This is a genomic window from Gallaecimonas pentaromativorans, from assembly GCF_003751625.1.
In the GTDB taxonomy this organism is placed as follows: domain Bacteria; phylum Pseudomonadota; class Gammaproteobacteria; order Enterobacterales; family Gallaecimonadaceae; genus Gallaecimonas; species Gallaecimonas pentaromativorans.
This window is the reverse complement of sequence record NZ_RJUL01000001.1, coordinates 520,193-540,373: the sequence shown is the minus strand read 5'-3', so window position 1 is coordinate 540,373 and position 20,181 is coordinate 520,193. Positions and strand designations below refer to the sequence as shown.

General features: G+C 58.1%; 24 protein-coding genes and 1 other RNA gene. 17 read left to right on the top strand and 8 right to left on the bottom strand.

All coding sequences use genetic code 11. The features are described 5' to 3' along the window. Window positions 1-2: 2 nt before the first annotated feature. The gene (locus EDC28_RS02485; protein WP_123420535.1) at window positions 3-971 is read right to left on the bottom strand and encodes a KpsF/GutQ family sugar-phosphate isomerase; all 969 of its coding nucleotides are present in this window, start codon (window positions 969-971) and stop codon (window positions 3-5) included. Between the two features lie 303 nt (window positions 972-1,274). Here EDC28_RS02485 and mlaF point away from each other — a divergent pair, with 303 nt between their 5' ends. The 7 genes from mlaF to murA are packed head-to-tail and all read left to right on the top strand — an operon-like array spanning window position 1,275 to window position 5,804. Then, a complete protein-coding gene (mlaF, locus tag EDC28_RS02480; protein ID WP_050659074.1) occupies window positions 1,275-2,090 on the top strand; it encodes a phospholipid ABC transporter ATP-binding protein MlaF in 816 nt (271 codons plus the stop codon). Further along, the gene (mlaE, locus tag EDC28_RS02475) at window positions 2,083-2,859 is read left to right on the top strand and encodes a lipid asymmetry maintenance ABC transporter permease subunit MlaE (protein WP_050659075.1); all 777 of its coding nucleotides are present in this window, start codon (window positions 2,083-2,085) and stop codon (window positions 2,857-2,859) included. The genes mlaF and mlaE overlap by 8 nt, the downstream gene beginning before the upstream one ends. A 2-nt stretch (window positions 2,860-2,861) precedes the next feature. Continuing rightward, window positions 2,862-3,338: an outer membrane lipid asymmetry maintenance protein MlaD gene (mlaD, locus tag EDC28_RS02470; RefSeq protein ID WP_050659076.1), complete on the top strand. Its 477-nt coding sequence runs from the start codon at window positions 2,862-2,864 to the stop codon at window positions 3,336-3,338. Window positions 3,339-3,348: 10 nt separating this feature from the next. After that, complete coding sequence (locus EDC28_RS02465) at window positions 3,349-3,999, top strand: MlaC/ttg2D family ABC transporter substrate-binding protein (protein ID WP_123420534.1); 651 nt, start codon at window positions 3,349-3,351, stop codon at window positions 3,997-3,999. Next, on the top strand, window positions 3,996-4,274 hold the full coding sequence (locus EDC28_RS02460) for an STAS domain-containing protein (protein WP_050659078.1): 279 nt from the start codon (window positions 3,996-3,998) through the stop codon (window positions 4,272-4,274). Before EDC28_RS02465 ends, EDC28_RS02460 begins: the two co-directional genes overlap by 4 nt. Next, window positions 4,271-4,531, top strand: coding sequence for a BolA family protein (locus EDC28_RS02455; RefSeq protein WP_050659079.1), 261 nt, complete (start codon window positions 4,271-4,273; stop codon window positions 4,529-4,531). The genes EDC28_RS02460 and EDC28_RS02455 overlap by 4 nt, the downstream gene beginning before the upstream one ends. Window positions 4,532-4,541: 10 nt before the next feature. Next, on the top strand, window positions 4,542-5,804 hold the full coding sequence (gene murA, locus EDC28_RS02450) for a UDP-N-acetylglucosamine 1-carboxyvinyltransferase (RefSeq protein WP_050659080.1): 1,263 nt from the start codon (window positions 4,542-4,544) through the stop codon (window positions 5,802-5,804). A 67-nt stretch (window positions 5,805-5,871) separates the two neighbouring features. On the opposite strand, the gene degS is transcribed toward murA, so the two are convergent. The 3 genes from degS to EDC28_RS02435 form a co-directional block, all read right to left on the bottom strand. After that, window positions 5,872-6,939, bottom strand: coding sequence for an outer membrane-stress sensor serine endopeptidase DegS (gene degS / locus EDC28_RS02445; RefSeq protein WP_050659081.1), 1,068 nt, complete (start codon window positions 6,937-6,939; stop codon window positions 5,872-5,874). Window positions 6,940-7,041: 102 nt separating this feature from the next. After that, window positions 7,042-8,394 (bottom strand): Do family serine endopeptidase, encoded by a 1,353-nt coding sequence (locus tag EDC28_RS02440; RefSeq protein ID WP_050659082.1) that lies wholly within the window; start codon window positions 8,392-8,394, stop codon window positions 7,042-7,044. 84 nt (window positions 8,395-8,478) lie between these two features. Beyond that, window positions 8,479-8,859 (bottom strand): Z-ring associated ZapG family protein, encoded by a 381-nt coding sequence (locus EDC28_RS02435; protein ID WP_050659083.1) that lies wholly within the window; start codon window positions 8,857-8,859, stop codon window positions 8,479-8,481. A 107-nt stretch (window positions 8,860-8,966) separates the two neighbouring features. On the opposite strand from EDC28_RS02435, the gene zapE reads away from it, so the two are divergent. From zapE to EDC28_RS02395, 8 genes are all read left to right on the top strand, one after another. Beyond that, window positions 8,967-10,067 carry a cell division protein ZapE gene (zapE, locus tag EDC28_RS02430; RefSeq protein ID WP_123420533.1) on the top strand — a complete coding sequence of 367 codons (1,101 nt, stop codon included), beginning with the start codon at window positions 8,967-8,969 and terminating at the stop codon, window positions 10,065-10,067. 197 nt (window positions 10,068-10,264) lie between these two features. Further along, on the top strand, window positions 10,265-10,693 hold the full coding sequence (gene rplM / locus EDC28_RS02425; protein WP_050659176.1) for a 50S ribosomal protein L13: 429 nt from the start codon (window positions 10,265-10,267) through the stop codon (window positions 10,691-10,693). A 15-nt stretch (window positions 10,694-10,708) separates the two neighbouring features. Further along, window positions 10,709-11,101 (top strand): 30S ribosomal protein S9, encoded by a 393-nt coding sequence (gene rpsI / locus EDC28_RS02420; protein WP_050659085.1) that lies wholly within the window; start codon window positions 10,709-10,711, stop codon window positions 11,099-11,101. Window positions 11,102-11,316: 215 nt separating this feature from the next. Beyond that, complete coding sequence (gene petA, locus EDC28_RS02415; RefSeq protein WP_336391484.1) at window positions 11,317-11,946, top strand: ubiquinol-cytochrome c reductase iron-sulfur subunit; 630 nt, start codon at window positions 11,317-11,319, stop codon at window positions 11,944-11,946. Further along, on the top strand, window positions 11,943-13,154 hold the full coding sequence (locus EDC28_RS02410) for a cytochrome b (RefSeq protein WP_123420531.1): 1,212 nt from the start codon (window positions 11,943-11,945) through the stop codon (window positions 13,152-13,154). The genes petA and EDC28_RS02410 overlap by 4 nt, the downstream gene beginning before the upstream one ends. Beyond that, window positions 13,151-13,891, top strand: coding sequence for a cytochrome c1 (locus EDC28_RS02405; protein WP_336391483.1), 741 nt, complete (start codon window positions 13,151-13,153; stop codon window positions 13,889-13,891). Before EDC28_RS02410 ends, EDC28_RS02405 begins: the two co-directional genes overlap by 4 nt. Window positions 13,892-13,960: 69 nt before the next feature. Then, complete coding sequence (sspA, locus tag EDC28_RS02400) at window positions 13,961-14,590, top strand: stringent starvation protein SspA (RefSeq protein ID WP_050659088.1); 630 nt, start codon at window positions 13,961-13,963, stop codon at window positions 14,588-14,590. After that, entirely contained in the window at window positions 14,580-15,020 is a 441-nt protein-coding gene (locus EDC28_RS02395; RefSeq protein ID WP_050659089.1) for a ClpXP protease specificity-enhancing factor, read from the top strand. Before sspA ends, EDC28_RS02395 begins: the two co-directional genes overlap by 11 nt. 41 nt (window positions 15,021-15,061) lie before the next feature. Here the strand turns inward: EDC28_RS02395 and dolP are convergent, their stop codons facing one another. Genes dolP through EDC28_RS02375 form a run of 4 tightly spaced genes read right to left on the bottom strand, consistent with a single transcriptional unit; the run spans window position 15,062 to window position 18,323 of the window. Then, on the bottom strand, window positions 15,062-15,631 hold the full coding sequence (gene dolP, locus EDC28_RS02390; protein ID WP_050659090.1) for a division/outer membrane stress-associated lipid-binding lipoprotein: 570 nt from the start codon (window positions 15,629-15,631) through the stop codon (window positions 15,062-15,064). 2 nt (window positions 15,632-15,633) lie between these two features. Then, on the bottom strand, window positions 15,634-16,221 hold the full coding sequence (locus EDC28_RS02385; RefSeq protein ID WP_050659091.1) for a D-sedoheptulose-7-phosphate isomerase: 588 nt from the start codon (window positions 16,219-16,221) through the stop codon (window positions 15,634-15,636). A 10-nt stretch (window positions 16,222-16,231) separates the two neighbouring features. Further along, complete coding sequence (locus EDC28_RS02380) at window positions 16,232-16,603, bottom strand: YraN family protein (RefSeq protein ID WP_050659092.1); 372 nt, start codon at window positions 16,601-16,603, stop codon at window positions 16,232-16,234. Beyond that, complete coding sequence (locus EDC28_RS02375) at window positions 16,554-18,323, bottom strand: penicillin-binding protein activator (RefSeq protein WP_170164002.1); 1,770 nt, start codon at window positions 18,321-18,323, stop codon at window positions 16,554-16,556. The genes EDC28_RS02380 and EDC28_RS02375 overlap by 50 nt, the downstream gene beginning before the upstream one ends. Before the next feature lie 128 nt (window positions 18,324-18,451). Between EDC28_RS02375 and rsmI the strand changes: the two genes are divergently transcribed. Together rsmI and rnpB are read left to right on the top strand one after the other, a co-directional pair. Next, window positions 18,452-19,285 carry a 16S rRNA (cytidine(1402)-2'-O)-methyltransferase gene (gene rsmI, locus EDC28_RS02370; RefSeq protein WP_050659094.1) on the top strand — a complete coding sequence of 278 codons (834 nt, stop codon included), beginning with the start codon at window positions 18,452-18,454 and terminating at the stop codon, window positions 19,283-19,285. Window positions 19,286-19,313: 28 nt separating this feature from the next. Continuing rightward, an RNA gene (gene rnpB / locus EDC28_RS02365) (RNase P RNA component class A) lies at window positions 19,314-19,672 on the top strand. Window positions 19,673-20,181 lie beyond the last annotated feature (509 nt).

Below are 20,181 nucleotides of genomic sequence, written 5' to 3'. Positions count from 1 at the left end.
GGTCAGAGTACCCCTGCGCGCATGAGATCTTGAGTATTGAGTGCGCCTACCGGCTTGTGGTTCCCGTCCACCACAAAGAGGCCGTTGATTTTACGCTCTTCCATCAGGTGCAGCGCCTCGGCGGCCAGCATCTGCGGGTTGACGGTAATGCCGCCGCGGGTCATCACCTCGCTGATAACGGCGGTGCGCACGTCCTTGCCGGCATCCAGCACCCGGCGCAGGTCGCCGTCGGTAAAGAGCCCGGCCAACTTGCCATCTTTGTCCACCACGGCAGTCATGCCCAGGCCCTTTTGGGTCATCTCCAGCAAGGCGTCCTTGAGCAGATAGTCTTCGGTAACCATCGGCACCTCGTCGCCGCTGTGCATCACATCTTCTATGCGCAGCAGCAGGCGTTTCCCCAGGCTACCGCCAGGGTGGGACAGGGCGAAATCATCGGCGGTAAAGCCACGAGCGTTAAGCAGCGCCACCGCGACTGCGTCGCCCATGGCCAGAGCGGCGGTAGTTGAGGCGGTAGGAGCCAGGTTCAGGGGGCAGGCTTCCTTTGCTACCGCCACGTTCAGGTGCACATCCGCCAGGCGCGCCAGGGTGGAGCCGGGTTTGCCGGTCATGGCAATCAGCGGCACACCCATACGTTTAAGTACCGGCAGCAAGGTGGTGACCTCTTGGGTTTCCCCGGAATTGGATAGCGCCACCACCACGTCTTGCTCGGTGATCATGCCCAGATCGCCATGGGAGGCTTCACCTGGGTGAACAAAAAAGGCCGGGGTGCCGGTGGATGCCAGGGTGGCGGCCATTTTTTTGCCGATGTGACCGGATTTCCCCATTCCTGTCACTATTACCTTGCCTTTGCAGTCGAATAATTGCTGGCAGGCCCGATCAAAGTCGTCGCCCAAGTGCTGGTAGAGCCCTTCGATCGCCTCTTTTTCGATTTCGAGAACATGGCGGCCAAAGCGGGAAAAATCGGGTTTCACAGGGGCACTCCTTGATGCTGGGTGGCGCGATTATAAAAAAGGCGGCCGCCGATAGCGATAAAAGCAACCCACCAAGACGGATTGTGACAAACAAATGGCATCATGATTAAGGGCACAACAAAAAAATGAACGTGCATTCAGTGCTGTGGAAATGGCCTCCAGCCCTTATTCCACGGGAGGTTCACTGGCAATTCAGTTGTTGCTCATTATTCTTTTAGAACGTTTTGTTGCATTTATTGGCATTGCTTTGCCGTCCTCACCCCTTGTTAAAATGCCCACGCTACGGATTTCAGGACATCATTGATGAGCGTCAACCGCCCCCTTGTGGACATCAAAAACATGACCTTTCGTCGTGGTGACAGGGTCATCTACGACGATATCAGCCTGACCATTCCGGTAGGCAAGGTCACGGCCATCATGGGGCCCAGCGGTATCGGTAAAACCACTTTGCTGCGCCTGATTGGTGGGCAACTGCGCCCTGACCAGGGGCAAATCCTCTTTGATAGCCAGAACGTGCATAGCCTGTCACGTAACCAGCTGTTTCATCTGCGTAAACGCATGAGCATGCTGTTTCAGAGCGGCGCCCTTTTTACCGACATGACGGTGTTCGACAACGTTGCGTTTCCGCTGCGCGAGCACACCGAGCTGCCCGAATCGCTGATCCGCAAAGTGGTGCTGATGAAGCTCGAAGCGGTGGGGCTGCGCGGTGCTCACAGCTTGATGCCAGGGGAGCTTTCCGGCGGTATGGCGCGCCGCGCCGCGCTGGCCCGGGCCATCGCTCTGGACCCGGACATGATCATGTACGACGAGCCCTTTGCTGGCCAAGACCCTATCTCCATGGGGGTTATCGTCAACCTTATCCGCCGCCTCAATGACGCCCTGGGGCTGACCTCGGTGGTGGTGTCCCACGATGTGGACGAGGTGTTGTCCATCGCCGATTACGTCTACGTGGTGGCAGACCGCAAGGTGATTGGCCAGGGCACCCCCGAGCAGCTTCGCCAAAGCGATTCGCCCCAGCTCAAACAATTTCTGCGCGGCGAGCCAGACGGCCCGGTGCGTTTTCATTATCCGGCGCCTGACTATCAGCAGGATTTGAAAGGAGAGGCTGTCGATGTTTGATGCCATTGCCAACCTGGGCCGTATCGGGCTGGCGTTTACCTCCGGCATGGGCCGCGCCCTGCTGATGATCCTCTCGGCCGTGGCCTGCTGGCCACGGCTGAAAAGCCTTGGCCTGTTGGTCAAACAGCTTTACGTGGTGGGGGTGCAATCCCTGCTCATTATCATTGTTTCCGGTCTTTTTATCGGTATGGTGCTTGGCCTGCAGGGCTACACCATCCTGGTGGATTACGGCGCCGAAGCCTCCCTTGGGCCCATGGTGGCGCTGAGTATTTTGCGGGAGCTGGGCCCGGTGGTAACCGCGCTGCTATTTGCCGGCCGAGCCGGTTCGGCGCTGACTGCCGAAATTGGCCTGATGAAGGCAACCGAACAGCTCTCCAGCCTGGAAATGATGGCCGTTGACCCGCTTAAACGGGTGATAGCGCCGCGGTTCTGGGCCGGGGTTATCGCCATGCCGCTACTTTCGGCGATCTTCTGCACCGTCGGTATCTGGGGCGGCAAGATTGTCGGGGTCAACTGGCTGGGGCTAGACGCCGGCACCTATTGGTCGGTGATGCAGTCGGCGGTGGATATCTCTGACGACATCCTCAACGGCTTTATCAAGAGTCTGGTGTTTGCCCTGGTGGTGACTTGGATCGCCGTGTTCAACGGTTATGACGCGACCCCCAACTCGGAAGGGATCAGCAAGGCCACCACCCAAACCGTGGTGCACTCATCGCTGGCGGTGCTGGGGCTGGACTTTATTTTGACGGCATTGATGTTTGGAAACTAATTATGCAGAACAATCGCAAAATTGAATTGTTGGTTGGCTTTTTTATCCTGCTGGGCATCGCTGCCGTGCTGGTGCTGGCCCTGAAAGTCGCCAATGGCGGCGTGGCCGGTAACGGCAAGACTTACACTCTGTATGCCAAGTTTGATAACGTCGGCGGCCTCAAGCCGCGCTCGCCGGTCAAGGTCGGTGGCGTTGTGGTGGGGCGGGTCGAGGGTATCAAGCTGGATGCTTCCGACTTCACTCCGGTAGTGACCATGGCCATCGACAGCGAATATACCGACAAATTTCCCGAAACCAGTTCTGCTGCCATTCTCACCTCCGGTTTATTGGGGGAGCAATACATTGGCTTGCATCCTGGGTTTAAGGACGACAGCGTCGAGATGATGAAGAACGGCGATTATATCGAAGACACCAAGTCTGCCCTGGTGCTTGAAGAACTGATTGGCCAGTTCCTGTTTGGCAAGTCCCATGAAGATTAAGGAGACCTCCATGTTTAAACGTTTCATTGCCGCAGCCGTGGTAATACTGGGCCTTACCAACGTTGCCCAGGCACAGGAGGTGGACCGCACGGACCCCTACAACATGGTCGAGCAGGCTGCGACCATCGCCTTTAACCATTTCAAGGCCCAACAGGCGCAGATCCAAAAGAACCCGAACATGCTCAAGGATATTGTTCGCGAAGATCTGCTGCCCTACGTGGATTACCGCTATGCCTCTTACAAGGTGATTGGCCGTAACCTGCCCAAGACCTCTTCGGATCAACGTGACCGTTTCGTGTCGGCGTTCAAAAACTATCTGGTGACGACTTACGCCCAGGCCTTTACCCAGTACGACAACCAGCAGGTAGAGTTTTTGCGTGACGGTGGCGACAGCCACAGCTCTAAAATCGCCTCGGTGAAAGCCCGCATCTATGCACCGGGCCGCCCCGATATCAACATCACCTTCAAAGTGCGTTTTAACAACAAAACCGGCGAATGGGGTGTTTATGACATGGTGGCGGAAGGCATCAGCCTGTTGGCCTCCAAACAAGCCGAGCTGGAAGGGCTTATCCGCCAAAAGGGCATCGATTACGTGACCGATGAACTCAAGGAAAAGTCCAGCCTCGACATTACGACCAAGAAAGAGAACAAGGCAGCATGAGCCTGGATATCCAATGGCAACAGCCGGTACTGACCCTGGCCGGCACCTTGGATCGCAACACGGTGCCGGCGCTTTGGAAGCGCCGGGGCAGCTGGGACGGCCTTAAGACCATTAGCGTTGAAGCGCTGGATAAAGTTGATACCGCCGGGCTGGCCATTTTGCTGGCCCTAACTGAACGTTATCCTGCTGCCCAGGTCCGTGGGGCTTCTGAAAGGCTCAAAAAGCTGGCAGAATTGGGCGATCTGGACGCCATACTGCCTATTGAGCAAGCATGACCAATCAAGAGATCGAACAATTACTCCGTGACAGCCTGTCCCTTGACGAAGTGATCGTCAAAAGCGAAGGCAGTCATTTCAACATCATCGCCGTAGGCAGTTGCTTTGAAGGCTTGCGGCCGGTGAAGCGCCAACAGCTGGTTTACGGGCCCCTGACCGAGGCTATCGCCAGCAACGTGGTTCACGCTGTTTCCATTAAAACCTACACACCAGCCGACTGGGCACGCGACAAAAAGCTGCTCATGCTGGGCCAGTAAGAAGCTACCCATGGATAAACTGCTTATTACCGGCGGCCAGGCGCTGTCCGGTAACGTTGCCATCAGTGGCGCCAAGAACGCGGCTTTGCCGATTCTGTTCTCTACCCTGCTGGCCGACGATATCGTCACCCTGACCAATATTCCTCATCTCAACGACGTCACCACCACCATCGCTCTGCTGGGGCGCCTGGGGGCCGATATCACCTTGGGTGACAACATGACCGTTGAGGTGGATCCGCGCTCGGTAAACGAGCATGTGGCGCCTTATGAGCTGGTGCGCACCATGCGCGCCTCCATCCTGGCCCTGGGGCCATTGGTGGCCAAGCATGGCAAGGGGCAGGTGTCGCTGCCCGGCGGCTGCGCCATCGGCGCGCGCCCAGTCAACTTGCACATCCACGGCCTGGAGCTGATGGGCGCCGACATCGTCGTGGAGCACGGTTACATCAAGGCCGACGTGCCCGGTGGCCGCCTCAAGGGCGCTCATATCCTGATGGATACGGTGTCGGTGACCGGCACCGAAAACCTGCTGATGGCCGCTACCCTGGCAGATGGGCGGACCGTGATTGAGAACGCGGCCCGCGAACCGGAAGTGGTGGACTTGGCCAACTGCCTTATCGCCATGGGCGCCAAGATCCAGGGCGTGGGTACTTCCAAACTGGTGATTGACGGCGTCGAGCGCCTGAGCGGCGTTAATTACCGGGTCCAGCCGGACCGTATCGAAACCGGTACCTTCTTGGTGGCTGCCGCCGTGACCCGTGGCAGCGTCACCTGTACCCATACCGACCCTTCGCTTCTGGAAGCGGTGTTGGTCAAATTGGAGGAAGCCGGCGCCGTTGTTGAAACCGGTGAGGACTGGATCAAGCTCGACATGCAGGGCCGCCGCCCCAAGGCTGTGGATGTAACCACCGCGCCTTACCCGGCGTTCCCCACCGATATGCAGGCCCAGTTTACGGTGCTTAACGCCGTGGCTCAGGGCGCCGCGCGGATTAAAGAAACCATCTTTGAAAACCGCTTTATGCATGTGCCGGAACTGAGCCGCATGGGCGCCGATATCAGCCTGGACGGCAATAACGCCCTGGTGCGGGGCGTAGAGACCCTGTCTGGCGCCGAGGTCATGGCAACGGATCTGCGCGCTTCTGCCAGCTTGGTGATCGCCGGCCTGGTGGCCGGGGGCGAAACCTTGGTGGACCGCATTTACCACATTGACCGTGGCTACGAATGTATCGAAGACAAGTTCTCGATGCTGGGCGCCAATATCCGCCGCGTCAAATAACAAAAGGCACCGCGAGGTGCCTTTTTTGTGCCTAAAACCACCTCACGCGAGGTGGTTTTTTATTGCCTTAGTAGGATGGCTCGGGAGGGCGCTCGCCAACGGTAACCTTGAGCTTAAGCTGCTTTTGTTGGCGCATCACGGTCACTTCAATCTCGGTGCCGGGTTTGGTTTCTGCCACCACGTCTTTGGCTTCCAGGCCGTTGCGAACCGGTTTGCCGTTGATGCCGACAATCAGGTCGCCGGCACGAATGCCGCCTTTATCGGCTGGCGAATCTTTATCGACGGCAGTGATCAGTGGCGGCTGGGACATGATGGGCACTCTCGGTTGCTGATAAACAACGCCAAAATAGCCGCGGATCACCCGGCCGCTTTCCACCAGCTCCTTCATTATCTTAGCCGCCAAGGTATAGGGAATGGCAAAGCTGATACCGGGGACGTCCATACGTTGAGAGAGGTGGAACAGGGCGGTGTTGATGCCCACCAACACGCCGTTGCTGTTGACCAAGGCGCCGCCAGAGTTACCGGCATTGATGGCGGCATCGGTTTGCAAAAAGTCCTGGTAGCCGGTGGAGCTCATGCCGGAGCGGCCGGTGGCGGAGATAATACCCTGGGTGATGGTCTGGCCGATGTTGTAGGGGTTGCCGATAGCCAGCACCACGTCGCCCACCTGGGCCTGGTTGTGGGTGTCTTGGGGAATGACCGGCAGGTTGTCCAAATCGACCTGCAATACGGCAAGGTCGGTCAACGGATCTGTGCCCACCAACTCGGCATAGGAGATGCGCCCGTCCTGCAGGGCCACCACGATTTGGTCTGCGTTATCAATAACGTGCACGTTGGTGAGGATGTAGCCCTTGGGGCTCATGATCACCCCCGAGCCCAAGCCTTTGACGGTGCCGCGTTGCTCATCGAGGTTGGTGCCAACGTTACTGACCGAATAGATATTAACCACCGCTGGCGCGGCGCGGCGCACGGCTGTGGAGAAGGACAGTATCGGAGGGAAGTTGTCTTCCTTGCGGAACAGGCTCTGGTTTTCTTCTGTGCCTTTTCGCAGCTGCGGGAAAAAGGTCAGTACCACTGAGGCCAACACCAGGCCCAGGACGATGGCTCTAGCCAAATCTTTGAAAAGGCGTGCCATTGCCGCTGCCTTGAAGGTGGTTAATAAAGGGTTGAGCATAACAGGTTTTCAAAGACAGCAAAAAGGGGCCCTCGGGCCCCTTTACACTGCTATACGCGGTTATCAGCGGATCACCAAGAACAGTGTGGAATGGCCGCGGACGATATTGATCGCCAGCACGCCATCTTTGTTGTCCTCAACAATCTTTTTAAGGTCCTTAACGGTTTTCACCTGCTGGCGGTTCACGCCAACGATGATGTCGCCTTCTTGCAGACCGGTATAGGCTGCCGGCGAGCGGTCTGCCACCTTGCTGACTTTGACGCCGTCGCTGCTGTTTTCAAAATCAGCGCCTTCCAGACGTGGCATCAGCGCTTCACCAGTGGTTTCCTTGGCTTCGCTTTGACCCTGCAGAGTTACGGTAACGGTTTTCTCTTTACCGTCGCGAATAATGCCCAGGGTGATCTTGGTGCCTTGGCCCAGGGTTCCGACCTTGGCGCGCAGTTCACCGAAGCTTTTAACCGGTTTGCCGTTGAGGCTGGTGACGATGTCACCGGCTTTGATACCAGCTTTATCGGCTGCGGATTTCTCCAGCACCTGAGACACAAAGGCACCCTGGCCGGAGTGGTAACCCATGGCCTGTGCCAGCTCGCTAGTCAGCTCGCCACCCATGATACCCAGGTAGCCGCGGCGAACTTCACCGTGGTCAATGATCTGGTTGACCAGGTTTTTCATCATGTTCACCGGAATGGCAAAGCCGATGCCGATGTTGCCGCCGTTGGGGCCAATGATGGCGGTGTTGATACCGATCAGCTGGCCTTTGAGGTTAACCAGGGCGCCACCGGAGTTACCGCGGTTGATGGCGGCGTCGGTCTGGATGAAGTTTTCCAGCTTCTCCACTTGTAGGTCGCTGCGACCAAGGGCCGAGACAATACCGGAGGTCACGGTTTGACCCAGACCCAGGGGGTTCCCGATGGCAACGGCGAAGTCGCCCACCCGCAGGTTGTCAGAGTCGGCCAGTTGGATTTGGGTCAGGTTCTTGGCATCGATTTGCAGCAGCGCGATGTCTACATCTTTGTCGACACCAATCTTCTTGGCCTTGAAGGTACGCCCGTCGGTCAGGGTAACTTCAATCTTGTCTGCCTCATCGACGACGTGGTTGTTGGTAACCACATAGCCTTTTTTGGCATCGATGATGACCCCTGAGCCCAGCCCTTCAAAGGGCTGCTCGCGGGTCTGTTCCTGCGGTGCATTGGGCCCGAAGAAAAAGCGGAAGGCATCGGGAATACGCTGCCGGGAAATATGGGTACCGGCAACGTTGATGCTGACCACGGCAGGGGTCACCTTTTCCAGCATGGGAGCCAGGCTGGGCATTTCCTCTCCAGCGACGCTGCTGGGCAGCGCGGCGCTGGCAGGAAGACTGACAAGGCTTGCTGAACCCAGCAGTGCAGCAGATACAAGGATTGAGAGTGACTTCATTGGTGCTGAATCTCCTAAAAATACAAAGGCTGTTTCAGTCTTGGCTCAATCACTGACCCGGGGAAATGTTAAAAAGTTCCAGAATTATTTTTTGATGAGGCCATGGCGCTCATGGGAGTAGTCCCGTGGCGGCTCGGCAAAAAGCTCAGTTTGAGCGGTATCGGCGTCTTCTTCGTCGGTGTATTTGAGGGAGATCACGTCGGCATCCAGGCTCAGCAGATTGCTGGCGCCACTGCTGACATGGCGGGCCAGGCGATCGTAGTCCTTGGCCAGCTGTTTCATCATCTCGGCACTTTCCTCGAAGTAATCCTTCACTTCTTCCTTGTACTGCTCCAGTTCGAGCTGGGCTTGCTCCAGTTGCTGGCGCAGTTTGTCTTCGCCTACCGGGGTAGTGCCGCGCAGCCTGCCAATAATCAAGCCAATCACGATGCCTACAACCAAACCAATTGCGATACTAATGATCATGGACGCTGCCACTCCTGTCCTTATGTTGTTGGCGATCAATATACCTGCTCGCTGGGGTCCGTGGTACCATGCCCGCCTTCAATTTACCCTGATGAGACCCTGATCCGATGACTCCCTGGCAGCGCTATCAGGCGGATTTGGCCCGCCCTGAATTCATGCATGACAAGGCGCAGGAAAATGCCGTGCGGCACCTGCAGCGCCTGTATGACGATTTCTGCGCCCGGGACAAAGATCAGGCCAAAGGGTTGAAAAAGTTTTTCCAGAAATTGAGCAGTGCTAGCGCCAAGGCGGCGGTGAAAGGCCTGTATTTCTGGGGTGGGGTGGGCCGCGGTAAAACCTACTTGGTGGATACCTTTTTTGAATGCCTGCCCACTGAACGCAAGATGCGGGCGCACTTTCACCGCTTTATGCACCGGGTTCATCAGGAGCTAAAACTCTTTAAGGGCGTCAGCGACCCGTTAGAAAAGGTGGCCGATAAGATCGCCGGCGAAACCGACATCATCTGTTTTGACGAGTTTTTTGTCTCCGATATCACCGACGCCATGTTGCTGGGCACCTTGTTTGATGCCCTGTTTAAGCGCGGGATCGTGCTGGTGGCCACCTCCAATATCGTGCCCGATGAGCTGTACCGTAACGGCCTGCAGCGGGCGCGCTTTTTGCCCGCCATTGCCCACATCAAGGAAAACTGCGAAGTGGTCAACGTCGACTCTGGTATCGACTACCGCCTTCGCACCCTGGAGCAAGCCAGGCTGTTCCATTACCCAGCTGACGATGCCGGCCGAAGCCAACTTCGTGAGTATTTCAAGCAACTGGCCACCGAGCCCCATGAACAAACCCGCGAGCTCACCATTGAAGGACGGGCCATCTGCGTGCTAGCTGAGGCTGAAGGGGTGTTGCTGATTGATTTCAAAGCTCTGTGTGATGGTCCCCGCAGCCAGGCCGATTACATGGAACTGGCACGTCTTTTTCACTCGGTGCTGGTGAGCGACGTGTTTCAGATGAGTGCCAACCAGGAAGACGTGGCGCGGCGCTTTATCGCCATGGTGGACGAGTTCTACGAGCGCGGCGTCAAGCTCATCATCCTGGCGGAAGTAGACATGTTCAGCCTCTACGCCGGTGAACGGCTGACCTTTGAATTCCAGCGTTGCCTGTCTCGCCTGCAGGAAATGCAATCTAAGGAATACCTCGCCCGGCCACATAAACCGTAAAAATGGGCGAAAATTGGGCGTGACCTTGTGGGGCGACATGCGTATAATCCGCGCAGCCCCACGTTACAACCTGCCCAACAGGGGCAGCGCATATGTCACCAGCCAGTATTCGAAGGGATACCATGGCCGGTTTTTGCACATTGTGCGGGCAACAAAGCCCGCACGGGTATGTAACAATTCGATTTTGGGTTGATTTGATGAAAACTTTCGTAGCTAAGCCAGAAACCGTAAAACGTGACTGGTACGTGGTTGACGCCGAAGGCAAAACCTTGGGCCGCATCGCCACTGAAATCGCCACGCGTCTGCGCGGCAAGCACAAGCCTGAATACACTCCTCACGTTGACACCGGTGATTACATCGTTGTTATCAACGCTGAGAAAGTGGTTGTGACTGGTGCCAAATCTAAGGACAAGATGTATCACGCTCACTCCGGTTTTCCGGGTGGTCTGAAGTCCATCAGCTTCGAAAAGCTGCAAGCCAAGAAGCCGGAAATGATCATTGAAGCTGCTGTTAAAGGCATGCTTCCGCGTGGTCCCCTTGGTCGCGCCATGTTCCGTAAGCTGAAGGTTTATGCCGGTGCTGAACACAAGCACACTGCACAACAGCCTCAGGTCCTCGACATCTAATACGGAATTGAAGAAATGGCAGACAATCAATACTACGGCACTGGCCGTCGCAAAAGCTCCACTGCTCGTGTCTTCATCAAGCAAGGCACTGGCACCATCACCATCAACAAGCGCACTCTGGAAGAGTACTTCGGCCGCGAAACTGCCCGCATGGTAGTTCGTCAGCCGCTGGAGCTGGTTGAGATGTCCGAGAAGCTGGACCTGTACATCACCGTTTCTGGCGGTGGTATCTCCGGTCAAGCTGGCGCCATCCGCCACGGTATCACCCGCGCTCTGATGGAGTACGATGAGTCCCTGCGTCCGAACCTGCGTAAAGCCGGCTTCGTGACCCGTGACGCTCGTCAGGTTGAACGTAAGAAAGTCGGTCTGCGTAAAGCACGCCGTCGTCCTCAGTTCTCCAAGCGTTAATCTGGCCTCATCGGCAAGATGCAAAAGCCCGGCTTATGCCGGGCTTTTTTATGCCCAGCCGCCAGTAGCTTGCGACCCTTGTCCTTGTTTTTTCTAGGGGTTCTTTTTATGCTTTGGGGCACCTTGAACGTTTTTCCAGGTCGCCCGAGCCAAGAAATGCTGTAGCTTCTGCCAGGGGATCTGTGAGCCAAGATAAGCCGCAGCCATGACAACAAATGCGGCCGGTTCCAGAACGGGGAGAAGAATGGATGAGCAATGCGCCTGTTGATACAGGGCGTCGGCGGTTCCTGACATGGACCACGGCTGTGGTGGGTGCTGTCGGGGCCGGGTTTACCGCCGTCCCTTTCGTGGCATCGTGGAATCCCAGTGCCAAAGCCCGCATCGCCGGGGCGCCGGTCACGGTGGATATCGGCAAGCTCGAGACCGGGCAGCTGCTGTTGGTGAAGTGGCGCGGCAAGCCGGTCTGGGTGGTCAAGCGCAGCGACGTGGTGCTGGCGCAGTTGCCAAGCCTTAACGACGAGCTGCAAGACCCTGACTCTATTGAGCCTCAGCAACCCGGTTACGCCAAGAACATCAACCGCTCCATCAAGCCGCAAGTGCTGGTCACGGTGGGGATCTGCACCCATCTTGGTTGCTCGCCAACCTACCTCAAAGGCAATTTTGCTGAACATGCGCCCGGCGTCGATTACGGCTTCTTCTGCCCCTGCCACGGCTCCAAATACGACATGGCAGGGCGGGTCTTTAAAAACGTCCCGGCGCCGCTGAACCTGGTGGTGCCCCCTCATTATTATGTGGACGACAGCACCATCCTGGTGGGGCTCAACCAAGGGGAGGCCGAGGCATGAACCGACTACTGGCCTGGTTTGATGAACGCATCCCCCTGAGTAAGACCTGGGACAAACACGTCGGCAGGTATCCCGCACCGAAAAACTTCAACATCTGGTACTTCTTCGGCTCTTTGGCCCTGCTGGTACTGGTCAATCAGTTGCTGACCGGCATCTGGCTGACCATGCATTACAACCCCAGCGCCGAAGGCGCCTTTGCCTCTCTGGAATACATTCGCCGCGATGTAGATTACGGCTGGCTGCTGCAATACATGCACTCCACCGGTGCCTCGGCCTTTTTTATCGTCATTTACCTGCATATGTTCCGGGGGCTCTTGTACGGCTCTTACCAAAAGCCGCGGGAGCTGGTCTGGCTGTTTGGCATGCTCATTTTCCTGGTGCTGATGGCCGAAGCTTTTATGGGCTACCTACTGCCCTGGGGGCAGATGTCCTACTGGGGTGCCCAGGTGATCATCTCGCTGTTCGGGGCCATCCCCTTTGTCGGAGACGACATCACCCTGTGGCTGCGTGGCGACTACGTGGTGAGCGGCGCCACCTTGAACCGCTTTTTTGCGCTGCATGTCATCGCTCTGCCGCTGGTGCTGGTGGTGCTGGTGTTCCTGCACATCGTTGCCCTCCATGAAGTGGGTTCCAACAACCCTGACGGCATCGAGATTAAAAAGCACAAGGACGAGAACGGCTGGCCCAAGGACGCCATCCCTTTTCATCCTTACTACACCGTCAAGGATCTGATGGGAGTGGCAGTGTTCCTGTTTATCTTTGCCTACGTGGTGTTCTTCATGCCTGAAGGGGGCGGTTTCTTCCTAGAGCCTCCCAACTTTCAGCCGGCTGACCCGCTGCAAACCCCCGAGCACATCGCGCCGGTGTGGTATTTCGCGCCTTTCTACGCCATCTTGCGGGCTGTCCCAAGCAAGCTCTTCGGGGTGCTGGCCATGTTCAGCGCCATTGCCTGCCTGTTCTTGTTGCCCTGGCTTGACCGCTGCAAGGTGCGCTCGGTGCGTTACCGCAGCACCCTGCACAAATTGAACCTGGGCCAGTTCGCCCTGGCCTTCTGTATCTTGCTGTTCTTGGGCACCCAGCCAGCAACGGACCTCTACACCTACCTTGCCCGCCTGTGCGGCCTGATGTACTTCGGTTATTTCCTGGCGCTGCTGCTGTACAGCGGCAGCGAGCGAACCAAGGCGGTACCCGAGAGGGTCACATCATGATAAGGACATTGCTGCTGATACTGGCCTGGACCCTGCCAGGCCTCTGCCATGCCGCCGACGGCCACAGCGTTCATTTAGACAAGGCCAGGTATGATTTGAGCGATAAGGCGTCCTTGCAACGGGGCGCAAGGCTTTACATGAATTACTGCCTGGGGTGCCACCAGATGCAGTATCAGCGTTACCTGCGCACCGCCGACGACTTAGGCATTCCCCACGACCTCATGGAGAAAAATCTCGTTTTCACCGGGGCCAAGATCGGCGATCATATACGCAATGCGATGCCAGTCGAGCAAGCGGCGGCCTGGTTTGGTAAAATACCCCCCGATTTGACCCTGGAAGCCCGGGTGCGCGGTGCAGATTGGATCTACACCTACCTGCGCTCCTTCTATGAGGACGAGAGCCGTCCCTTTGGGGTCAACAACGAGGTGTTCAAAGATGTAGGTATGCCACATGTCCTGCAACCCTTGCAGGGTGTGCCACGCAAGACCTACGAAACCCGTCTGGTGGACGGTGAAGAAAAGCAGGTATACGTCGGCATCAAGGCCGACGGTACCGGTGAATTGAGCGAAGAAGCGTACGACAAGGCCGTGTTGGACCTGGTGAACTTCCTCGTTTACACCGGGGAACCGATGCGACCTCAGGCCGAACAGCTCGGCTGGAAGGTGTTGGTGTTCCTGGCCATCTTCTTCGTGCTCGCGTACCTCTTGAAGAAAGAGTATTGGCGTGACGTCCACTAAGGACTTTCCCACAGCAATGGGGGCCGGGGCCTCCATTGTTGTTTTTGCGTTTTTTTCTGGAGGCTTAAGATGGCTTTGGCAGCCAACAAACGCTCTGTGATGACTCTTTTCGGTGGCGGTTCTGACATGTACAGCCACCAGGTCCGTATCGTACTGGCCGAGAAAGGCGTAACTTACGACATCGTTGAAGTGGACCTGAGCAACCCACCCGAAGATCTGGTCGAGCTCAATCCCTACGTGAGCGTGCCGACACTGGTTGACCGTGAAGTCACCCTGTACCGTGCCGACATCATCAACGAGTATCTGGACGAGCGTTTCCCGCATCCGCCGCTGATGCCTGTTTATCCTGTGATGCGTGGCAACGCCCGCCAAACCATGTACCGCATTCAGCGTGACTGGTATGTGCTGGCTGACCGTATCGAAAAAGGTGAAAAGGTCGCAGAAGCCCGCCAGGAACTGCGCGAAGGCCTGCTGGCCCTGGCGCCGCTCTTTGCCGACACCCCTTACTTCCTGAGTGAAGAGTTCGGCCTGGTCGATTGCGTACTGGCCCCGCTACTGTGGCGCCTCAACCACCTGGGTATCGAGCTCAGTGGCCGTGGCGCTAAAGAGATCCGCACCTATATGGCGCGTATTTTCGAGCGTGAATCCTTCCAGGCGTCCCTGTCCGACGCCGAGCGGGAATACAGCCATGGCGCCTGAGCGCCTGCTGACTCCTCACCGGCCCCACCTGCTGCGGGCCTTTTATGAGTGGTTGCTGGAAAACGATCTCACCCCGCACCTGGTGGTAGATGCCACCCAGGACGGTGTGGAAGTGCCCCAGGAGCATGTCCGTGATGGCCAGATCGTGCTGAACATCGGCCCCAGCGCCGTCGGCAACCTGAACCTGGGCAAGGACGATGTGGTGTTCAGCGCCCGCTTTGGTGGCGTGCCGCGCCGCATCGTTGCGCCCATGGCCGCGTTGGTGGCCATCTATGCCCGTGAAAACGGTGCCGGCACCGTCTTTGAGGACGAGCCTTATTACGAAGCCCTTCGTGAAGGCAAAATCGCCCTGGAAGAAAGTGGCCCGGAGGACGACCCCGAGCCACCCAAGCCGGGCCGCAAGGCCCCGTTCTTGAAAGTGGTGAAATAAAAAACCGGCCCTTGGGCCGGTTTTTTTATGGGGTGTTCGCGTTAGCGGTATTGGAACACCTTGACCACCCGGGTCACCCCGGAGACGTTGCTGGCCACACCGGCGGCGGTGTCGCCTTCCTGGTGGCTGACGAGGCCCATCAGGAACACTTCGGAGTTCTCGGTGATCACCTTGATGGCCGAGGCGTCAACGTCGGAGGCAATTAGCTTGCCTTTGACCACCGAGGTCAGCCAAGTGTCGTGGGTGCGGGTGGAGAGGCGGGTTGGGGTCATCAACCGTAGTTGGTTATTGACCTTACGTACTCCGGGGATCTTCTGCACTTCGTCGATAAGGCGCGAGCGCATGGCTTCCCCTGGCACTTGGCCAACCAGCAGCACGTCGCCGTTGATGGACACGGCGCTAACGTGGGTCTGGTTGCGAAGCTCTTCGTCGGTGCTGATGATGCCGCTTATCTTCAGCTCGATGCTCTCGTCATCGATATAGGCGCCAACGGTGCGTCTGTCGTTGGCAACGGAAGCCGTGCCGGCGGCGCCGGCCACCACGACGGCGGCGCAGCCTTGCAGCAGCAGAACGGTGGCCATCAGGCTGGCGATTGCGAATGTCGGTTTCATGCTCAGTCTTCCTGGCTAAAAAGGGTGGAGTCGATAGCGTCACAGAGGGCATGCAGCACCAGCAGATGCACCTCGTGAGTACGGGCCGGGCGGTAGCCGGGTACCCGCACTTCCACGTCACCTGGTCCCAGCAGTCCAGCCATCTCGCCGCCGTCCATACCGGTCAGGGCGAGAATGGTCATGTCGCGGGACAAGGCCGCTTCCATGGTCTTTATGAGATTACGGGAATTGCCTGACGTAGAGATGACCAGCAGCACATCCCCCGGTTGGCCGAGGGCGCGTACTTCTTTGCTGAACACCTCACCGAAACTGTCATCGTTGCTGATGGCGGTGAGCATGCCGGCGCCGGCGCCCAGGGCCAAAGCCGGCAGGCTGGGGCGTTCGGTTTCGAAGCGATGAATAAGCAGGTTAACGAAGTGCTGGGCCTGCAGGGCGCTGCCGCCGTTACCGCAGGCGAGGATCTTGTTGCCTGCCAACAGGCAGTTGACCAGCATCATGGCACCTTGCGCCAGGGCCTCGGGTAAGGCCTCGCTGGCCACGATTTTGGTTTGGATGCTTTCGGTGAAGCTGTCTTTGATCCTGTCCAGCATTACGACTCCGCTAGGCGTCAAAGGCCCCTTTGATCCATAGCGGGGCCTGGTTGCCTTGATAAATCATTACGTCAAATCGGCACTGGCAGTCCCATTCATTGAGGCCTTGCTGTGCCAGGTAGCGCCGGGCGCTTTGCCAAAGACGCTGTTGCTGGGCTTGGCTGATGGCATGGTGCGCCCCGCCAAACCCTTGTTGTTGTCGGTATTTTACTTCCACGAACACCCAGAGCGGGCCGTCGCGCATCACTAAATCCAGCTCGCCGCCGCGGTAACGCACGTTACGGGCGACGGCGCTAAGACCTTGTTTTATCAGCCAGCGTTCGGCGTCCTGCTCAAAATGTCTGCCCTTGGCTGTCTTGCTCGGGAAGAGGCGGAATAACATGATCCTGTACCTGGGTGGTGCCGTTTTTAATGTTGACCCACTTGAGGCGGCGGTAAATCACGCCATTGCTGTCGATACCGATGCTGCCGGAAATGCCTTGCACCGGCTCAGTGCCTGCAACCCGCAGCACCGCCATGCGCGGCAGCAGCCGGGCGGCATCATAGCCCATGGCAAACAGCCGTTCCAAGGCCGAAGGCCACTGCGGGCGCAGTTGCCCGAGAAGCTCGCGCATGGCAAGGGCCGGGCCCTGCTGGGCCACGAAGTAGGGCATCTCAGTAAAGCTCAGACCATTAAAATCGCGAAGGCCGGCCGGGCTCTCCAGGTCGGGGTGGCCCCGTGAAGAGGTATAGGCGGCGATGGGGTCGGCAAAGGGGCTGATGGTGACATCGATAAAAGCCTTCATCAGGCCTACTTCTTCGCGGTCACCCAAAAGATAAAGGAAGTCCACGTCGCGGCGGGAGCGGGCTTCGGCCACCACACTGCGGCCCAGTACCGACTCCACCTGGCGAATGCGGGCTTTGGAGTCGTCTATTTGCAGCATGTCGCGGATCCCGGCTTCCAGCTGCTGGCGATTGGAGAACAGCCGCATGTCCACCGGCTCGTTATGGCCGTACTGGCGCCAGCGGTCGATAAAGGCCTGAGCCTGGCGGCTGTTGGTGCTGGTGTCGAGCCCCAGCAGCATCGGGTGGCGGGCGTTTCTGGCCACCGCTTCTTCGGCGGCCTGGGCCGCTTCGTCTTCGGGGGCGAGGGCAAAATAGTAATCGTCGGCAAAGCCGGGGCGATACACCCGGTTTAGCGCCAGCCAGGGCACTTTAACGGTGCCGGATTGTTGCAACGCTTCAACCTGTGGGCGCAGCAGTGGGCCCACCAGCATATCGGCGCCCTGGGCCTGGGCTTGTTGCCAGGCGGCCACGGCATTTTGGGCGCTGTCAATCACCACCAACTGGGCGCTTTGGCCGCTCTCTACCCAGGCCGAGACAAAGCCGTCACGAATGGCCTGGCCCTGGGCGGCAAAGTTGCCGGTCAGGGGCAGCAGCAGCGCCACCTTGGTGGGCTGGTAATCGGTGACCTGGGTCAACTGCTCGATGGATTTTGGCAGGTACTGGGCGGGCAGGGAGCCGGCGTAGAGCTGGCGCCAGTCATCCAGTGCGCTTTTAAGGGCCGGGCCGCGTTTGTCGCGGGCCAATTCTTGAAGGGTCAGCCAGGGTGCCCAGTCGGCGCCCAGCTTGTTGGTGTCGGCTTGGGGCAGCAATGTCCAGATACGGTCGGCGCTACGGGCTTTGAGCACTGTGTCGTTGGTGGTGGCGGCCAGTTTGGCCAGGGCCTGGAGCTGGGCGGTGGTGTCGCCGGTCAGCTCGGCGAGCTTGGAGGACAGACGCAGCCTTTGAATTTCAAAATCCCCGGGCAGGGGCGCTTTTAGCAAGGCACCGGCCTGATCGTAGCTTTCCTGAGCCATGGCTGACTCGGCGGCCAGCAATTGGTAGGCGGCCTGGCCTTCAGGAGAGGCCAAACGGCCACGCAGGGCTTTTAGCACATCCTCGGTGCGGGCCCAATCGGAGGCTTGGGCGTAGGCGCGGCCAGCTTGCAGTTGCCACAGCAGTTTGGCATCGCCATCGGCCTGGCGGGCCTTGTCGAGATAATCGCTGGCCTTGAGGTAAACCGGGCCGGTCAGGCGTTGTGTCCAATTATCCTGCTGCGACGTGGTGGCGCAGCTGGTCATGAGCAACGCCAGACACAGCAGTCCTGCGCTCCGTGATAGAATCCTGGTCATTTACCGTCAAGTCCTCGCTGAAACTGTGCCTAGTGTATGCGAGGGGCCATAGCGACACAAACAGAGGGCCCACTCCCATGAATGAAGCCAAAGGCACCTTGTATATCGTTCCGACCCCCTTGGGTAATCTGGGGGATATCAGCCAACGTGCACTGAACGTTTTGGCTGATGTTTCATTGATTTGCGCTGAAGATACCCGCCACACCGGCCAGTTGCTGCATCACTTTTCCATTCGCACTCCCAGCCAGTCGCTGCACGACCACAACGAAAAGCAAAAAGCGGCCTTTATTCTTGGCAAACTGGAAGCGGGCAGCGACATTGCTCTGGTGTCTGACGCCGGTACGCCCCTTATCTCCGACCCGGGATATACCCTGGTAAGCCTTTGCCGGGCAGCGGGCATCAAGGTGGTACCGCTGCCCGGCCCCTGCGCCGCTATTGCTGCGTTGTCGGCCTCAGGCCTGCCTACCGACCGGTTTGCCTTTGAAGGTTTTCTGCCGGCCAAACAAAGCGCGCGGCTCACCCAGCTCGAAGCCCTTAGCGACGAGCCCCGCACCCTGGTGTTTTATGAGGCGCCGCGGCGCATCCTCGATACCCTGGCTGACATGGAAACGGTGTTCGGCCCCGAGCGCCAGGTGGTATTGGCCAAAGAGCTGACTAAAACCTTTGAAACCATTCATGGCGCGCCCGTTGCCGAGCTGCAGGCCTGGCTCAACGAAGACAGCAACCGCCAAAAAGGTGAAATGGTACTGATGGTGGCGCCTGCGCCCAAGCAAGAAGAGCTGCCCAAGGCGGCGGTAAAACTTTTTTTGGCCCTGGCCGAAGAGCTGCCCCGTAAGAAAGCGGCCAGCTTGGTGGCCGAGGCATTTGAGCTAAAGAAGAATGCCCTTTACAACCTGGGGCTGGAGGGCTGAGCCCGGTGCAGGTATACTGCGCGTCCGCAGAGTCGGCCGGACGGTTGCCGCCCACATCGTGGGGGGAGGAAAGTCCGGGCTCCATAGGGCAGGGTGCCAGGTAACGCCTGGGCGGCGCAAGCCGACGACAAGTGCAGCAGAGAGTAGACCGCCGATGGCCCGTGTTAAAGCGGTGCACAGGTAAGGGTGAAAGGGTGCGGTAAGAGCGCACCGCGCGTCTGGCAACAGTTCGTGGCACGGTAAACTCCACCCGGAGCAAGACCAAATAGGCCCCCGTTAAGTGTGGCCCGCGCAGGGGGCGGGTAGGTTGCTTGAGCCAGTGAGCGATTGCTGGCCTAGACGAATGACCGTTCAAGACAGAACCCGGCTTACAGGCTGGCTCTGCGGACTTGATTCTTGAGCAAAAAAGCCGCCATTTTGGCGGCTTTTTTGTTTTGGTGCGGTGAGTGAAGCCGTGCTCGGTTTTCGGGTTTGAGCATTGAGGCGCGTCTTCTTTACTTCGCTGCTGCCTGTTGGGGCGTCATCGGCTTTAACCATCGGTTGGAAGCCATCCCTGGCGAGGCACCCGGCCGGTACATCCTGTGTACCGGCGCTCAGCCGCCCCAAGGCCGCTTATGGGGTCGTTTAAAGGGGGTGCCATTGGTCTTGGTGTGATTGCCATCCTTGGCGGTCTGCCCGGCTCGCCCATCCTGGGGGCTCGCGCGAACCAGCGCCGAAGCTGTGCTTCGGCTTCGTGGTTCGCCCCCACTTTTTGCCACCATGTTGGAGATTTGTTCATTTTCCCCTGTCTTTTCAGGCAGGTAGAGTATTCCTTTCCAGCCCTTTAAATCCCTGCCATGGGGGCTGTTTTCATTTGGCTGCAGGCCGCGTCACAACTGGCTTTTAGCTTCCTTGAC

Bases quoted from the DNA above. Each gene is read 5' to 3' on its own strand.
- rsmI (WP_050659094.1), top strand. From the start codon at position 18,452: ATGAATGAAGCCAAAGGCACCTTGTATATCGTTCCGACCCCCTTGGGT.
- rpsI (WP_050659085.1), top strand. From the start codon at position 10,709: ATGGCAGACAATCAATACTACGGCACTGGCCGTCGCAAAAGCTCCACT.
- mlaF (WP_050659074.1), top strand. From the start codon at position 1,275: ATGAGCGTCAACCGCCCCCTTGTGGACATCAAAAACATGACCTTTCGT.
- mlaD (WP_050659076.1), top strand. From the start codon at position 2,862: ATGCAGAACAATCGCAAAATTGAATTGTTGGTTGGCTTTTTTATCCTG.
- EDC28_RS02460 (WP_050659078.1), top strand. From the start codon at position 3,996: ATGAGCCTGGATATCCAATGGCAACAGCCGGTACTGACCCTGGCCGGC.
- EDC28_RS02375 (WP_170164002.1), bottom strand. From the start codon at position 18,323: ATGACCAGCTGCGCCACCACGTCGCAGCAGGATAATTGGACACAACGC.
- EDC28_RS02435 (WP_050659083.1), bottom strand. From the start codon at position 8,859: ATGATCATTAGTATCGCAATTGGTTTGGTTGTAGGCATCGTGATTGGC.
- EDC28_RS02465 (WP_123420534.1), top strand. From the start codon at position 3,349: ATGTTTAAACGTTTCATTGCCGCAGCCGTGGTAATACTGGGCCTTACC.
- degS (WP_050659081.1), bottom strand. From the start codon at position 6,939: ATGGCACGCCTTTTCAAAGATTTGGCTAGAGCCATCGTCCTGGGCCTG.
- EDC28_RS02405 (WP_336391483.1), top strand. From the start codon at position 13,151: ATGATAAGGACATTGCTGCTGATACTGGCCTGGACCCTGCCAGGCCTC.
- mlaE (WP_050659075.1), top strand. From the start codon at position 2,083: ATGTTTGATGCCATTGCCAACCTGGGCCGTATCGGGCTGGCGTTTACC.
- EDC28_RS02455 (WP_050659079.1), top strand. From the start codon at position 4,271: ATGACCAATCAAGAGATCGAACAATTACTCCGTGACAGCCTGTCCCTT.
- dolP (WP_050659090.1), bottom strand. From the start codon at position 15,631: ATGAAACCGACATTCGCAATCGCCAGCCTGATGGCCACCGTTCTGCTG.
- EDC28_RS02395 (WP_050659089.1), top strand. From the start codon at position 14,580: ATGGCGCCTGAGCGCCTGCTGACTCCTCACCGGCCCCACCTGCTGCGG.
- rplM (WP_050659176.1), top strand. From the start codon at position 10,265: ATGAAAACTTTCGTAGCTAAGCCAGAAACCGTAAAACGTGACTGGTAC.
- EDC28_RS02410 (WP_123420531.1), top strand. From the start codon at position 11,943: ATGAACCGACTACTGGCCTGGTTTGATGAACGCATCCCCCTGAGTAAG.
- petA (WP_336391484.1), top strand. From the start codon at position 11,317: ATGCGGCCGGTTCCAGAACGGGGAGAAGAATGGATGAGCAATGCGCCT.
- EDC28_RS02380 (WP_050659092.1), bottom strand. From the start codon at position 16,603: ATGTTATTCCGCCTCTTCCCGAGCAAGACAGCCAAGGGCAGACATTTT.
- zapE (WP_123420533.1), top strand. From the start codon at position 8,967: ATGACTCCCTGGCAGCGCTATCAGGCGGATTTGGCCCGCCCTGAATTC.
- EDC28_RS02385 (WP_050659091.1), bottom strand. From the start codon at position 16,221: ATGCTGGACAGGATCAAAGACAGCTTCACCGAAAGCATCCAAACCAAA.
- sspA (WP_050659088.1), top strand. From the start codon at position 13,961: ATGGCTTTGGCAGCCAACAAACGCTCTGTGATGACTCTTTTCGGTGGC.
- murA (WP_050659080.1), top strand. From the start codon at position 4,542: ATGGATAAACTGCTTATTACCGGCGGCCAGGCGCTGTCCGGTAACGTT.
- EDC28_RS02440 (WP_050659082.1), bottom strand. From the start codon at position 8,394: ATGAAGTCACTCTCAATCCTTGTATCTGCTGCACTGCTGGGTTCAGCA.